13 protein-coding genes are annotated in these 14,101 nt (G+C 60.0%); 2 read left to right on the plus strand and 11 right to left on the minus strand.

The window, feature by feature from the left end:
- Positions 1 to 32: 32 nt before the first annotated feature.
- The 11 genes from pcaC to pcaR form a co-directional block, all read right to left on the minus strand.
- Positions 33 to 425, minus strand: a complete 393-nt coding sequence (gene pcaC, locus QMX93_RS12620; RefSeq protein WP_025110738.1) for a 4-carboxymuconolactone decarboxylase — start codon at positions 423 to 425, stop codon at positions 33 to 35.
- Between the two features lie 13 nt (positions 426 to 438).
- Positions 439 to 1,227 (minus strand): 3-oxoadipate enol-lactonase, encoded by a 789-nt coding sequence (gene pcaD / locus QMX93_RS12625; protein WP_282356312.1) that lies wholly within the window; start codon positions 1,225 to 1,227, stop codon positions 439 to 441.
- Between the two features lie 12 nt (positions 1,228 to 1,239).
- A complete protein-coding gene (locus QMX93_RS12630) occupies positions 1,240 to 2,604 on the minus strand; it encodes a 3-carboxy-cis,cis-muconate cycloisomerase (protein WP_282356317.1) in 1,365 nt (454 codons plus the stop codon).
- Positions 2,605 to 2,649: 45 nt separating this feature from the next.
- On the minus strand, positions 2,650 to 3,945 hold the full coding sequence (locus tag QMX93_RS12635; protein WP_053117871.1) for an MFS family transporter: 1,296 nt from the start codon (positions 3,943 to 3,945) through the stop codon (positions 2,650 to 2,652).
- A gap of 253 nt (positions 3,946 to 4,198) precedes the next feature.
- A complete protein-coding gene (gene pcaG, locus QMX93_RS12640; protein ID WP_282356320.1) occupies positions 4,199 to 4,765 on the minus strand; it encodes a protocatechuate 3,4-dioxygenase subunit alpha in 567 nt (188 codons plus the stop codon).
- Position 4,766: 1 nt separating this feature from the next.
- Entirely contained in the window at positions 4,767 to 5,471 is a 705-nt protein-coding gene (gene pcaH, locus QMX93_RS12645; RefSeq protein ID WP_053117867.1) for a protocatechuate 3,4-dioxygenase subunit beta, read from the minus strand.
- A 36-nt stretch (positions 5,472 to 5,507) separates the two neighbouring features.
- Positions 5,508 to 6,713: a 3-oxoadipyl-CoA thiolase gene (gene pcaF, locus QMX93_RS12650; protein ID WP_282356325.1), complete on the minus strand. Its 1,206-nt coding sequence runs from the start codon at positions 6,711 to 6,713 to the stop codon at positions 5,508 to 5,510.
- Complete coding sequence (locus QMX93_RS12655; RefSeq protein WP_282356327.1) at positions 6,710 to 7,489, minus strand: CoA-transferase subunit beta; 780 nt, start codon at positions 7,487 to 7,489, stop codon at positions 6,710 to 6,712. The genes pcaF and QMX93_RS12655 overlap by 4 nt, the downstream gene beginning before the upstream one ends.
- Positions 7,489 to 8,346, minus strand: a complete 858-nt coding sequence (locus tag QMX93_RS12660; protein WP_053117863.1) for a CoA transferase subunit A — start codon at positions 8,344 to 8,346, stop codon at positions 7,489 to 7,491. Before QMX93_RS12660 ends, QMX93_RS12655 begins: the two co-directional genes overlap by 1 nt.
- Before the next feature lie 275 nt (positions 8,347 to 8,621).
- Entirely contained in the window at positions 8,622 to 9,968 is a 1,347-nt protein-coding gene (locus QMX93_RS12665) for an MFS transporter (RefSeq protein ID WP_282356334.1), read from the minus strand.
- Between the two features lie 293 nt (positions 9,969 to 10,261).
- Positions 10,262 to 11,104, minus strand: a complete 843-nt coding sequence (gene pcaR, locus QMX93_RS12670) for a pca regulon transcriptional regulator PcaR (protein ID WP_007917109.1) — start codon at positions 11,102 to 11,104, stop codon at positions 10,262 to 10,264.
- Positions 11,105 to 11,750: 646 nt separating this feature from the next.
- Here pcaR and QMX93_RS12675 point away from each other — a divergent pair.
- Together QMX93_RS12675 and QMX93_RS12680 are read left to right on the plus strand one after the other, a co-directional pair.
- Positions 11,751 to 11,951: a hypothetical protein gene (locus QMX93_RS12675; RefSeq protein WP_053117858.1), complete on the plus strand. Its 201-nt coding sequence runs from the start codon at positions 11,751 to 11,753 to the stop codon at positions 11,949 to 11,951.
- Positions 11,952 to 12,324: 373 nt separating this feature from the next.
- On the plus strand, positions 12,325 to 13,800 hold the full coding sequence (locus QMX93_RS12680; protein WP_053117856.1) for an inorganic phosphate transporter: 1,476 nt from the start codon (positions 12,325 to 12,327) through the stop codon (positions 13,798 to 13,800).
- Positions 13,801 to 14,101 lie beyond the last annotated feature (301 nt).

The raw sequence follows: 14,101 nt of genomic DNA on the forward strand, positions 1-14,101 counted from the left end.
CCGAAGGCTGCGATCTTTTTCGGTTTCAGCCGTCACTCGCGGGATTCAACCCCTAACTCATCCCACACCGATTCCGCCAAATGAAACGTCGCGTTCGCCGCCGGTATCCCGCAGTAAATCGCGCTCTGCATGATCACTTCCTTGATCTCGCCGCGGCTCACGCCATTATTCGCCGCCGCGCGCAAATGCAGTTTCAGCTCGCCTTCGCGGTTCATGCCGATCAGCATGGCGATGGTAATCAAACTGCGCGTGTGCCGAGGCAAGCCCGGGCGCGTCCAGATATCGCCCCAGGCATGCCGGGTGATCATCTCCTGAAATTCCGAGTTGAACTCGGTCAGCGTGGTCAGGCTGCGATCGACGTGCGCATCGCCCAACACCGCGCGGCGCACTTGCATGCCGTCGTCGTAACGTTGTTTCTCGTCCACGAAAATCCCCTTGTCAGGCGTTTAGAAACGCCAATACGCGATCACTGAAATCAGCACCGGCCTGCACGTTCGACAGGTGCGCCGCATAGAACTCGGCGTACTCGGCACCGCGCACATGCTCCTGAATGAAATGCCCACCGGCCGGCGGCGTCACCGCATCTTCGGTGCCGGCAATCACCAGCAACGGCACATTGATCGAAGCCAGTTGCTCGCGGAAATCGGCATCACGCACCGCCGCGCAATTGGCCGCGTAACCTTCAGGCGAAGTCGCCGCGAGCATGTCGGTAATCTGCTTGGCAGCGGCCGGATGTGCAGCGGAAAAATCCGGGGTAAACCAGCGAGCAATGGATGCATCGCGCAGAGCAACCATCGCCGCCGCGCCGTCACGCAGCACGGTTTCGATACGCGGATTCCACACCGATGGATCACCGATTTTGGCTGCCGTGTTGCAGACGATCAGTTTGTTCAAACGGTGACTGGCATTAATACCCAGCCATTGCCCGATCAGGCCGCCCATCGACAATCCGCAGAAATGCGCACGATCGATGTGCAGCGCATCCAGCAGACCAAGTACGTCGTGACCGAGTTGCTCAATGCTGTACGGCCCCGGTGTGACCAGCGATTTGCCGTGACCACGGGTGTCGAAACGCAGCACACGAAAGTGCTCGGTGAACGCCGGCATCTGCGCGTCCCACATGTGCAAATCAGTGCCCAGCGAGTTGGACAGCACCAGCACCGGTGCATCGACCGGGCCTTCTATTTGATAGTGCAGTTCGCCATCGGCGAGTTGAACGAAAGCCACAGCCCTCTCCTTTCAGTCAGACAATGCGTTGTGTTCAGCCACCGCACGCTCGACCCAGACTTGCGCCTGACCGAGGTAATGGGCGGGGTTCAAAAGATGATCGAGTTCAGCACTGCTCAATTCGGCGGTGACTTGCGGTTCGTCAGCGAGCACGGCGCGCAAATGGCGCTGTTCGGCCACCGCGCGTTTGCAGCATTGTTCGAGCAGGTGATGCGCGGTGTCGCGGCCGACACGCTGGGCGAGGACGATGCTCACCGCTTCGGCCAGCACCAGCCCTTGGGTCAATTCGAGGTTGCGCGCCATGCGTTCGGCGTCGACTTCCAGCCCTTGCGCCAACAACCGAGCCTGTTGCAGCGACCCCGAAACAAGGCAGCAAATCTCCGGCAAGGTTTCCCACTCGGCATGCCACAGACCGAGGCTACGCTCGTGTTCCTGCGGCATTGCGCTGAACAGCGTCGAGACCAGCCCCGGCACCCGCGTCGCCGCACCGATCAACACCGCAGCTCCGACCGGATTGCGTTTGTGCGGCATGGTCGACGAACCGCCCTTGCCCGGCGCCGAAGGCTCGAACACCTCGGCCGCTTCAGTCTGCATCAACAGGCTGATGTCGCGGCCGAATTTGCCGAGGCTGCCGGCGATCAAACCGAGCACCGCACCGAACTCCACCACGCGATCACGCTGGGTGTGCCACGGCTGTTCGGGCAAGGTCAGTTGCAGTTTTTCAGCCAGCGCTTCGGCAATCGGCATCGCCTGTTCGCCAAGTGCTGCAAGCGTCCCGGAGGCGCCGCCAAATTGCAGCACCAGCAGACGCGGTTTGAGTTCACGCAGACGCTGACGACTGCGAGTGACAGCGCCCAGCCATCCGGCGATTTTCATGCCGAGGGTCACCGGCGTCGCGTGTTGCAGCCACGTGCGTCCGGCCAGCGGCGTCGCAGCATGACGTTGCGCCTGACTGGCGAGCGAATCGGCCAATTGCACCAGATCACGTTCAATCAGGTCCAGCGCCTGACGCAATTGCAGCACCAGCCCGGAATCCATCACGTCCTGACTGGTCGCGCCCAAATGCACATAACGCTCGGCCTCGGCATCAGAGGCAGCAATCTGCTTGCCCAACGCCTTGACCAGCGGAATCGCCGAATTGCCGGCCGTGGCAATCGCCTCGCCCAGCGCGGCGAAGTCGTACAAACCTGCGTTGCAGGCCGCTGCAATCGGTGCAACGGCAGAGGCAGGAATCAACCCGACCCGCGCCTCTGCCCGAGCCAACGCTGCTTCGAAGTCGAGCATCGCCTGCACGCGGCCCTGATCGCAGAACACCTCACGCATATTGCGGGCAGTGAAATAGGCATCGAACAATTGATTGCCCGGTCGCTGAGTCATAAAAATCCTTGCCGGCGCGGGCCATCACGGCCCGCGCGCATCGGGTTAGAGATCGTGGTGCAAATACGCCGCTTGTTTCGGCAAGCGCAGACTGAACAGGAACGCGATCGCCATCATCGCCGTCACGTACCAGTAGAAGGAGTTTTCCATGCCGATGTTCTTCAGGCTCAGCGCGACGAATTCCGCCGAACCGCCGAAGATCGCATTCGCCACCGCGTACGCCAGACCAACGCCGAGGGCGCGGACTTCCGGCGGGAACATTTCGGCTTTCACCAGACCGCTGATCGAGGTGTAGAAACTGACGATCGCCAGTGCCACGGTGATCAGCACAAACGCAAGGAACGGGCTGCTGACGCTTTTCAGGCTCAACAGAATCGGCACGGTGAACAGCGTACCGAGCGCGCCGAACCAGAGCATCGAATTACGTCGACCGATCTTGTCGGCGAGCATGCCGAACAGCGGCTGCATGCACATATACAGAAACAGCGCGCCGGTCATGATGTAGCTGGCGGTCTTGGCGTGCATGCCGGCGGTGTTCACCAGGTATTTCTGCATGTACGTGGTGAAGGTGTAGAAAATCAGCGAGCCACCGGCGGTGTAACCGAGCACGGTGATGAACGCGGCTTTGTGATCGCGGAACAGCGCGCGGATGCTGCCGGCGTCTTTGTGTTCGCGGGTTTCCTTGTTGGTGGTTTCTTTCAGCGAGCGACGCAGGAACAGCGAAATCACCGCCGCAATTGCACCCACAACAAACGGAATCCGCCAGCCGTATGCACGCAGGTCTTCTTCGGTGAGGAACTGTTGCAGGATCACCACCAGCGACACCGCCAGCAGTTGCCCGCCGATCAAGGTCACGTACTGGAACGAGGCGAAAAATCCGCGCTGGCCCTTGAGCGCAACTTCGCTCATGTAGGTCGCGGTGGCGCCGTATTCACCGCCGACCGACAGGCCTTGCAGCAGACGCGCGAACAGCAACAGGATCGGCGCCCAGACGCCAATGCTGTTGTAAGTGGGCAGACAAGCGATCAGCAACGAGCCAAAACACATCATCAGAATCGAGATGAGCATGGATTTCTTGCGGCCGTGCTTGTCAGCGATCCGGCCGAAAATCCAGCCACCGATCGGACGCATCAGGAAGCCGGCGGCGAACACGCCAGCCGTGTTGACCAGTTGCACCGTCGGGTTATCGGAGGGGAAAAACGCCGGAGCGAAATAGATCGCGCAAAAGGCGTAAACGTAGAAGTCGAACCATTCGACGAGGTTGCCGGACGAGGCGCCGACAATGGCAAAGATGCGCTTGCTGCGCTCTTCGCCGGTGTAATGGGAGGTGGTGGTTGTCATTGTTTTTCACTCGATAGGGACAGTGAGAGTCTAGACATACTTTGCAACAGTCCCGTTCCACATTGGATCATCACCCAGCTCTTGACCAGCCTTTGTGGCGAGGGGATTTATCCCCGTTGGGCAGCGAAGCGGCCCCAAAACCATTCAGCGCGTTATTTCAGGTAAACCGCGTTTATCTGATTTGCGAGCGCTTCGCACTCGAACGGGGATAAATCCCCTCGCCACAGTTGATCGCTGACCACCGATGGAGTGTTCAGTAATCGAAGAACACCGTCTCGGCATCAGTGCCCTGCAAAATCACATTCCACTGGTAAACACCCGAGGCATCCTTCTTCGCCAGCAAGGTCGCGCGGCGTTCAGCCGGCACACATTCGAGCAACGGATCATCAACGTTGGCCGGCTCGCCTTCAAAGTAGATCCGCGTCAGCAAATGCTTCACCAAGCCACGGGCAAACACCAACACCACCAGATGCGGCGCCTGGGTCGAACCCTTAAGCCCTTCAACCGTGCCCGGTTTGATCGTGGTAAAGCGAAAGCGCCCTTCAGCATCCACCGGCACGCGGCCAAAGCCTTCAAAGTTCGGGTCGAGCGCTTTGTTCTGCTCGTCTTCCGGGTGGTCATACTTGCCGGCAGCATTCGCCTGCCAGACTTCGAGCATGGCGTCATTGACGACATCGCCGTTGCCATCCACCACTTGCCCGGTGATCGCCACGCGCTCGCCGAGGGTTTGTTCGACGGTGAGGTCTTCGCGGTTCAGCCAGGTCAGGCCGATGTGGTAATACGGCCCGACGGTGTGGGACGTGGTCGCAGTCAGCGTCATCTTATTTCTCCATCGGCGTGGCTTCACGCCCGCGCAGCACGATGTCCCAGCGATAACCGAGGGCGTAGGACGGAATGGTTTTTTCCAGATCGAAACTGGCGATCAGGCGTTCCTTGGCCGACGTGTCCGGCACGCAGTTGTAGATCGGGTCGTAGGCCAGCAGCGGGTCACCCGGGAAGTACATCTGCGTGACCAGGCGCGTAAGAATGCTCGGCCCGAACAGCGAAAAGTGAATGTGCGCCGGGCGCCAGGCGTTGTGGTGGTTACCCCACGGATAGGCGCCAGGCTTGATGGTCTGGAACTGATACCAGCCGTCGGCGTCGGTCACGGTGCGGCCGGTGCCGGTGAAGTTCGGGTCGAGCGGCGCATCATGCACGTCGCGCTTGTGGTTATAGCGGCCAGCGGCGTTGGCCTGCCATATTTCCACGAGAATCCCCGGCACCGGCAGACCGTTTTCGTCGAGCACGCGGCCGTGAATGATGATGCGTTCGCCCTGTGGCTCGCCTGCATGCTGGGCGGTCAGATCGTTATCGGTGTCGCCTACACGTTCGGCGCCGATGGTCGGCCCGGTGATTTCCGACAGCGAATGCGGCAGAAACACCAACGGTTTCGACGGCGAGCGCAGGTTGGTGGATTGATAGGTCGGGTGCAGGTACTCAGGCTGAGTGCCTTCCTGCGGACGACGGTAACCAGGCTTGTCAGACATGTCGCTTTCCTCTGTTCTTTTTCGTCACGGCTTGCGTCAGACGCGTTCGATGGCCAAAGCCAGACCTTGGCCGACACCGACGCACATGGTCGCCAGACCTTTCTTGCCACCGGTCTTTTCCAACTGATGCATTGCGGTCAACACCAAACGAGCCCCGCTCATGCCCAACGGGTGACCGAGGGCAATCGCGCCGCCATTCGGGTTGACCTGCGCGGCGTCATCCGTCAGACCCAGTTCACGCAGCACCGCCAAGCCCTGGCTGGCGAATGCTTCATTGAGTTCGATCACGTCGAAATCGCTGACCGCTACGCCGAGGCGTTCGATCAATTTGCGCACCGCTGGCACCGGGCCGATGCCCATTACGCGCGGCGCTACGCCGGCGCTGGCCATGCCGAGCACTTTGGCGCGGGCGGTCAGACCGTGTTTTTTCACCGCTTCGGCAGAAGCCAGAATCAACGCCGCGGCACCGTCGTTGACCCCGGAGGCATTGCCGGCGGTAACGGTTTTGTCCGGGCCGTTGACCGGCTTCAATTTTGTCAGCGCTTCAATCGTGGTGTCGGCGCGCGGATGTTCATCCTGGCTGACCACGGTTTCACCCTTCTTGTGGGCAATCCGCACTTCGACGATTTCTTCAGCGAAAAATCCTGCAGCCTGCGCGGCGGCGGTGCGTTGCTGACTGCGCAGGGCGAAAGCGTCCTGATCGGCGCGCGAGACTTTATAGTCGTCGGCGACGTTGTCAGCGGTCTGCGGCATCGCGTCGACGCCGTATTGCGCCTTCATCAGCGGGTTGATGAAACGCCAGCCGATGGTGGTGTCTTCCAGTTTCATGTTGCGCGAGAACGCCGCATCAGCCTTGCCCATCACGAACGGTGCGCGAGACATCGACTCGACGCCGCCGGCAATCGCCAGCTCCATCTCGCCGCTGGCGATGGCGCGGAATGCCGTGCCGATCGCGTCCATGCCCGAAGCGCACAGACGATTGAGGGTCACGCCCGGCACAGTTTCCGGCAGGCCGGCCAACAGCAGCGCCATGCGCGCAACGTTGCGGTTGTCTTCGCCAGCCTGGTTGGCGCAGCCGAGGAACACTTCGTCGATGGCGTTCCAGTCCACCGATGGATTGCGCGCCATCAGGGCCTTGATCGGCACGGCGGCCAGGTCATCAGCGCGAACGGCGGACAGTCCGCCGCCGAAACGGCCGATCGGCGTGCGAATCGCGTCGCAGATATAAACGTCACGCATCATGCTTCTCCCGGTGCCTGGCCGTGGGCGGCGGCGGTGCGCGCTTCGAGATCGCGCAGCGCGGTCAGTTCGACGTCGGTTGGCTCCGCGGTGGTGTCAACGCTGTCAGCAAAACGAATCGCCCAACCTGTGGCCGCGACCACTTGCTCGCGGGTCACGCCCGGGTGCAGTGCGGTGACCACGAATTCGTGGGTGCCCTCTTCCGGCTCCATGATGCACAGGTCGGTGATGATCCCGACCGGGCCGGCGCCCGGCAGGCCCAGACGTTTGCGCGAATCGCCGCCCTCGCCGTGACCGACCGAGGTGATGAAATCGAGCTTGTCGACAAACGAACGCGCCGACTGTTTAAGGATGATCAACACGCTTTTCGCCGAGCCGGCAATTTCCGGCGCGCCACCGGCACCCGGCAGGCGCACTTTCGGCGAGAAATAATCGCCGACCACGGTGGTGTTGATGTTGCCGAAACGGTCGACCTGCGCCGCACCGAGAAAACCGACGTCGATGCGCCCGCCCTGCAACCAATAGCGAAAAATCTCACCGGTCGGGACGACGGTGTCGGCGGTTTCCGCCAGTTCGCCGTCACCAATGGACAGTGGCAGCACGCTCGGCTTGGCACCAATCGGGCCCGATTCGTAGATCAGCACCACGTCCGGCGACGAAGTCAGGCGCGCGAGGTTGGCGGCTTTCGACGGCAGACCGATACCGACGAAGCACACCGAGCCGTTCTTCAGGCGACGGGCCGCAGCGACGGTCATCATTTCATTGGTGGTGTAAGTCATTACTTGGCCTCCGAAGCAGCGGCCAACTTGGCCTGGAACTCGCTGAAGTCAGCGCAGCCATGGATGTATTCGTTGATCCACGCGGTAAACGTCTCACGGTCGCGGGCGATCGGATCCCACGCCTGATAGAAACGATTGTCGCGCTCGTTGTAACCGTGGGCGTAGGACGGATGTGCACCGCCGGGTACATGGCAGACTGCGCTCAAGGCCCAGGTCGGCAACACGCAGGAGTTCATTGGCGCGTTGAGGTTGTCGACGATTTCTTCGACGGTAACGATGCAGCGCTTGGCGGCCAGTGCAGCTTCTTTCTGCACGCCGAGAATGCCCCACAGCAGCACGTTGCCTTGGCGGTCGGCTTTCTGTGCGTGGATCACGGTCACGTCCGGGCGCACCGACGGCACGGCCGCCAACACTTCACCGGTGAACGGGCAGGTGACGGTTTTGATCAGCGGATTGACCTTCGGCAGGTCGGAACCGGCGTAGGCGCGCAGTACCGCGAACGGTAGGCCGGAAGCGCCGGCGACGTAGGCATTCGCCAGGTCGGCGTGGCTGTGTTCTTCGATCTCCAGCGGCTGCGGCCATTGCTTCTCGACCGCATCGCGCAGACGGTGTAGCGAACCCACGCCAGGGTTGCCGCCCCAGGAGAAAATCAGTTTGCGTGCGCAACCGGCGCCGATCAGTTGGTCGTAAATCAGGTCAGGCGTCATCCGCACCAGCGTCAGATCTTTCTTGCCCTGACGAATGATTTCATGACCTGCGGCCGTAGGGATCAAGTGAGTGAAGCCTTCGAGTGCGACGGTGTCGCCGTCGTTGACGAATTGCTTCACCGCGTCGTGCAGCGAAAGGATCTCAGCCATGGAGCGGGCTCCTGTTTTTGTAATGAATCGCCAGTGATAAAAAGGCGCGAGGTTCAGCGCCGGAGTCACTGCAGATTAAGCCTGGGAAAAGTGCCAAACAATCCGATAATCGACTGAGTGTTCGTTTATCGAACAGATTGTTGTTTGCCTAACAATGATCGTTCCCACGCTCTGCGTGGGAATGCAGCCCGGGACGCTCCGCGTCCCAAAAGCGGACGCAGAGCGTCCATTGAGGCGTTCCCACGCGGAGCGTGGGAACGATCAGGCGCTGAAACTCAAGTGGCATCCGCATGACTGACCATGCCCTTGATCACCACCGCAGCCGTCGCCACCGCCGCCGGAATCACCAACGCCGTCAACACCTGCTCAAAATTCCAGCCCAAGCCCAACAACGTCGCGCCCATCCACGCCCCGAGAATCGCGCCAAAGCGGCCAATCCCCAGCATCCACGACACGCCGGTCGCCCGCCCCTGCGTCGGATAAAACCGCGCCGCCAGCGACGGCATTGCCGATTGCGCGCCGTTCACGCACATCCCCGCCACCAAAACCAAAGTCGCCAGCAACGTAATATTGCCCAGGCTCTGCCCCACCGCGTAGGCAAACACCCCGGCCAGCAGGTAGAAAATGCCGATAACCTTGTGCGGATTGAAGCGATCCATCGCCCATCCCACAGCGACCGCGCTCAATACCCCGCCGAATTGGAACAGCGCGCCGATGAACGCGGCTTGTTCCATGCTCGCGCCACTGTCACGCATCAGCGTCGGCAGCCAACTGGTCAACAGATAAACGATGACCAGGCCCATGAAGTAGGTCAGCCACAACAGCAAGGTGCCGGTGCTGTACGTTCCGGAGAAGATCACCGCGAACACGTTGCGCGCCTTCACGGTTTTTTGTTCCGGCACGCTGAAACTGGAGGCTTGGGCGACGGTGACCGGATCGATCGGCGCCAGGGTTTTGCGCACTTTGTCGGTGCCACGGTTACGGACGACAAGGTAGCGCGCCGATTCCGGCAGCCAGAACAGCAGCACCACCGCGAGGATCAGCGGCAAAATCCCGCCGATCAGCAGCAGACTGTGCCAGCCGAACGCCGGAATCAGCTTGGCGGAAATAAACCCGCCACCGGCCATGCCGAGGTTGAAACCGCAAAACATGCTGGTCACCAGCAGCGACTTCTTGCGCTCCGGGGTGTACTCCGAGAGCAGCGTGGTGGCATTGGGCATGCCCGCGCCCAGGCCGAGGCCGGTAAGGAAACGCAGTACCAGCAATTGCTCGACGTTGGTGCTGTACGCCGACGCCAGACTGAAAGCACCGAACAGCACCACGGCGCCGACGAGTACGACTTTTCGCCCAAAGCGGTCAGCCAAAGGGCCGGAACCGAGTGCGCCGAAGACCATGCCGATCAACGCGGCGCTCATTACCGGGCCGAGGCTGGCGCGGTCGATGCCCCAGTCCTGCGACAACGCCGGGGCAATGAAGCCCATCGCGGCGGTGTCGAGGCCATCGAGAAAGACAATCAGGAAACACAGGATCACCACCCGCCATTGATAGCGCGAGATCGGTTGGGCGTTGATGAAGGTCTGCACGTCGAGGCACTGACCCACAGCGGACTGAGGCTGGTTCATTATTTTTATCCACGCAAAAAACGCAGTCGAACGGCGGCCGGCCAGAGAGCGGCACAGCTACAAGAATAGAAGGTTGCAATCAGGCGTTGCGGTGAACCCGGCAACAGCGGTTGGAGCGGAGACAGTCGGGGAGCGTGCGCATGGTGAGTTGCCTCTTGTCATTATTATGGGAGTCGACAGTCCGGCGGGCTCATTCACAACAGCGCCGGATGACGCTGCCGCGACATTAATGATCCGAGGGTTTTAGCGTCAATTCGATAAACGCAACACTGTGCGTTTATCGAACAGCTTCATCAGGCAAACAACTGCGCGCTGAGGTCGCGGCTGGCGCTGAGCAGGCCCGGCAGAAAGCGCTGCTCAAGCTCGGTGCGACTGACGCGACCGGCGTGGGTGCTGACGTTGAGCGCCGCCACCACCTGGCCCGAAGCGTCGTAGACCGGTACGGCAATCGAGCGCAGGCCTTGTTCCAATTCCTGATCGACGATGCACCAACCTTGCTGCCGCACTTCCTGCAAACATTCGAGCAACGCGTCGGGGGTGTGGATCGTGCGGCTGGTTTTCGCCACCAGTTCGGCGTGGTCGAGGTATTCGCGCAAGGACGTGTCGTCCAGCGCTGCCAGCAGAATCCGGCCCATCGATGTGCAATAAGCCGGCAGACGCCCGCCCACCGAAAGGTCGACCGAGATCAGCCGCTGCGTGGTCGCCGAGCGGGCGATGTAGAGAATGTCGTCGCCCTCAAGCGTGGCCATGTTGCAGGCTTCGTGCAGCTGCTCGCTCATGCGATCGAGGTACGGCTGCGCGGACACAGCCAGCGGCGTCGACGACAGATAAGCGTGGCCGAGGGTCAGCACTTTCGGCAGCAGAGAATAGGTGCGTCCGTCGGTGGTGGCGTAGCCGAGTTTGATCAACGTATGTAGGCAACGGCGCACCGCGGCGCGGGGAATTTCCGTGCGGTGGCTGATCTGCGCGATGGTCAGATGACGTTTGCGCTCCTGAAACGCCTGCACCACCGCCAGGCCACGGGCCAGCGACGTCATGAAATCCGGATCACCGGTCAGCGCCTGAATGCGCTTGGCCGGCGAGGCGACGATCGGCGGCGCCACGGAAGTGAAGGAGTTGCGCATTTGATCGTTCATTTATTGTCCTTTTTACCCGACACGGATCAATGGCTATACAAACGGCTCGCGGGCAGATGCACAAGCGGCGAGCCATCAACATTGGGCGATTATCGAACCGTCGACCGATAATCGCAATCGCCCTCCTCTGCTGTGGCTTGCTATTTGAGACGCCTGTGCAACTTTGCCGGGGAACTCAATCAAGATTTAGTTGATCGACTAAATGGCGCCAAAAACAGATCGCGGCGAAGTAAACGTTTGCTTGCACTTCAACTACCCATGAAAGTTGCGAGTAACAAAACAATCACACATCCCGAACCGTTTTTAACTTGGCAACGATAGTCAATCCTGAATCGACCGCTATAATGCACCTCAGTGGCACCCGTTATTCATCGAGGTGGTCACCGGCTGAGGCGATGCCAATCGCTGCCAGCCCCGGCAAGCGTCTGACGCTCATGATTGATGTAACGCCAGCGCTCGCTGAAACAGGAACTGATGCTGCGTCCGTTTTAATCTGGTGTCGTAGCCGCCTGTAACATGGAAGTCTTGATCGCCCTGCCGATGACATCAATGCCTGTTCTGGCGTTGAGTTTTCGACGGGCCCGCTCAATCGACTCGTTGCAGTGCGATTCACCAGACACTTATCTCAACTCATACAGGTAGCACTGTGACGAAAGACGAACTGCGCGCGGAACTTGAGCGCCAGGAACAACGTTACAAGGATGTTTACGGCGGGGAAGTCACCACCTACGCCGCTCAACCAGAACCGGAACGCAAGGCATGGCGCAAGCGCCCTACCGTTCAGGATCAGGTCTTCAAGCAAGAAATCGAAAAGATCGAAAAGGAACTCAAAGCCGAAGAGCCATGAGCCACGGTTTTTGAAGGCCTTGAGCATCCGTGAACGCACCGGTTACCCACGCGGTGCCGAGACGATGCCTTGCGCGCCCGCTACCCGCGGGCAGCGGCTGATTCTGCGTAGAGCCGGCTAAAGGACAGCTTCGGAAAGTTTCACAGATATTTCAGACAAGCGTTTGAGCCCTCCAAACGCGGGTAAAACGCTTGTTCCAAAAAGCCTTTTTATAGACAAATCAAAGGCTTGAAAAACCCTGCGCGCCGCTTGGTTTTCATGTGCTGCAACAAATTAAATCGAAGAAGTGCGTTACCGATGAGCACTGAGGGCATCGATTTCCAGTCTTTTCTGGCATAATCGCGCCCCCTTACGACCGGGTCAGAAAACCTTCATGATCGATTTATTCAGCGGACTGGATGCTTGGGTGCTTGTGAGCCTCTTGCTCGCCCTGACGTTTGTCCTCGCCTTCGAGTTCATCAATGGATTTCATGACACCGCTAACGCGGTAGCCACTGTTATCTACACCAAAGCCATGCCGCCGCACCTGGCGGTGTTCTTTTCCGGTGTGTTCAATTTCCTCGGCGTGCTGCTGGGTGGCGTTGGCGTGGCGTATGCCATTGTCCACCTGCTGCCGGTTGAACTGCTGATCAATGTGAACACCGGCCATGGCCTTGCGATGGTTTTCTCGTTGCTCGCAGCGGCAATCGCCTGGAACCTCGGCACCTGGTACTTCGGTATCCCGGCGTCCAGTTCCCACACCCTGATCGGCTCGATCCTCGGTGTCGGCCTGGCCAACGCGTTGATCAACGACATTCCGTTGGCCGACGGTGTTAACTGGCAGAAAGCGATAGACATCGGCGCTTCGCTGGTGTTCTCGCCGATGGCTGGCTTCCTGATTGCAGCGCTGATCCTGATCGGCCTGAAATGGTGGCGCCCGCTGTCGAAGATGCACAAGACGCCTGAACAGCGCCGCAAACTCGACGACAAAAAGCATCCGCCATTCTGGAACCGTCTGGTTCTGGTGATCTCGGCCATGGCCGTGAGCTTCGTGCACGGTTCCAACGATGGCCAGAAAGGCATCGGCCTGATCATGCTGGTATTGATCGGTATCGTGCCGGCGCAGTTCGTTCTCGACCTGAACAGCACCACTTACCAGATCGAACGCACCCGCGACGCTACTCTGCACCTGAGCCAGTTCTACCAGCGCAACGCCGATTCGCTGGGTGAATTTCTTGCACTGGGCAAGAGCGTAGACGGCGACCTGCCGGAGAAATTCCGCTGCAACCCGCAGCAGACCGAACCGACCATCAGCGCCCTGCTGCACACGCTTAAAGGTGTAGCGGACTACCATTCGTTGTCGTCGGATAGCCGCATCGAAGTACGTCGTTACTTGCTGTGCCTGGACGATACCGCGAAGAAAGTCAGCAAGTTGCCGGTTCTGGATGCCCGTGAAAAGGCTGACCTCGACAAGTTGCGCAAAGACCTGACCACGACCACTGAATACGCGCCGTTCTGGGTGATTCTGGCGGTTGCACTGGCGCTGGGTCTGGGCACCATGGTTGGCTGGAAACGTGTGGTTCTGACCATTGGCGAGAAGATCGGCAAGCAGGGCATGACCTATTCGCAGGGTATGTCGGCGCAGATCACGACGGCCAGTTTGATTGGTTTGGCCAACATCTTCAGTTTGCCGGTGTCGACGACTCATGTGTTGTCTTCGGGTGTGGCGGGTACCATGGTCGCGAATAAGAGCGGCCTGCAAGGTGGGACTGTTCGCACTATTCTGTTGGCTTGGGTGTTGACCTTGCCGGCTACCGTGGCGTTGTCGGCTGGGTTGTTCTGGTTGGCTTCGAAGGCTTTGGGTAGTTGATAGATAGCGATATATGAAGAAGGCGCGATTCTTTGGGATCGCGCCTTTTTTTTGGTTCGGGGGTTGGGGTTGGGATTGGGGGCATATCCGTTGCTGCGGTGATGGCTGCTGGCGGTTTCGCTCTTACAGCGAGTTACCTTTTCCAAACGCCGAAAAGGTAACCCAAAAGGCTTGGCCCCGGCGTACGGCACTTCGCTGAGGCTCAGTGTTCCCTCGCTACGGTGTCCATCCGGGGACATCGCCTACGGTTTGCTTCGCTGCACCTCCTCTCGATGTGTGCGGCTACGCCGCACGGCGCTAC

Origin of the sequence: Pseudomonas sp. PS01303 (assembly GCF_029959385.1) — a bacterium.
GTDB lineage: Bacteria > Pseudomonadota > Gammaproteobacteria > Pseudomonadales > Pseudomonadaceae > Aquipseudomonas > Aquipseudomonas rustica.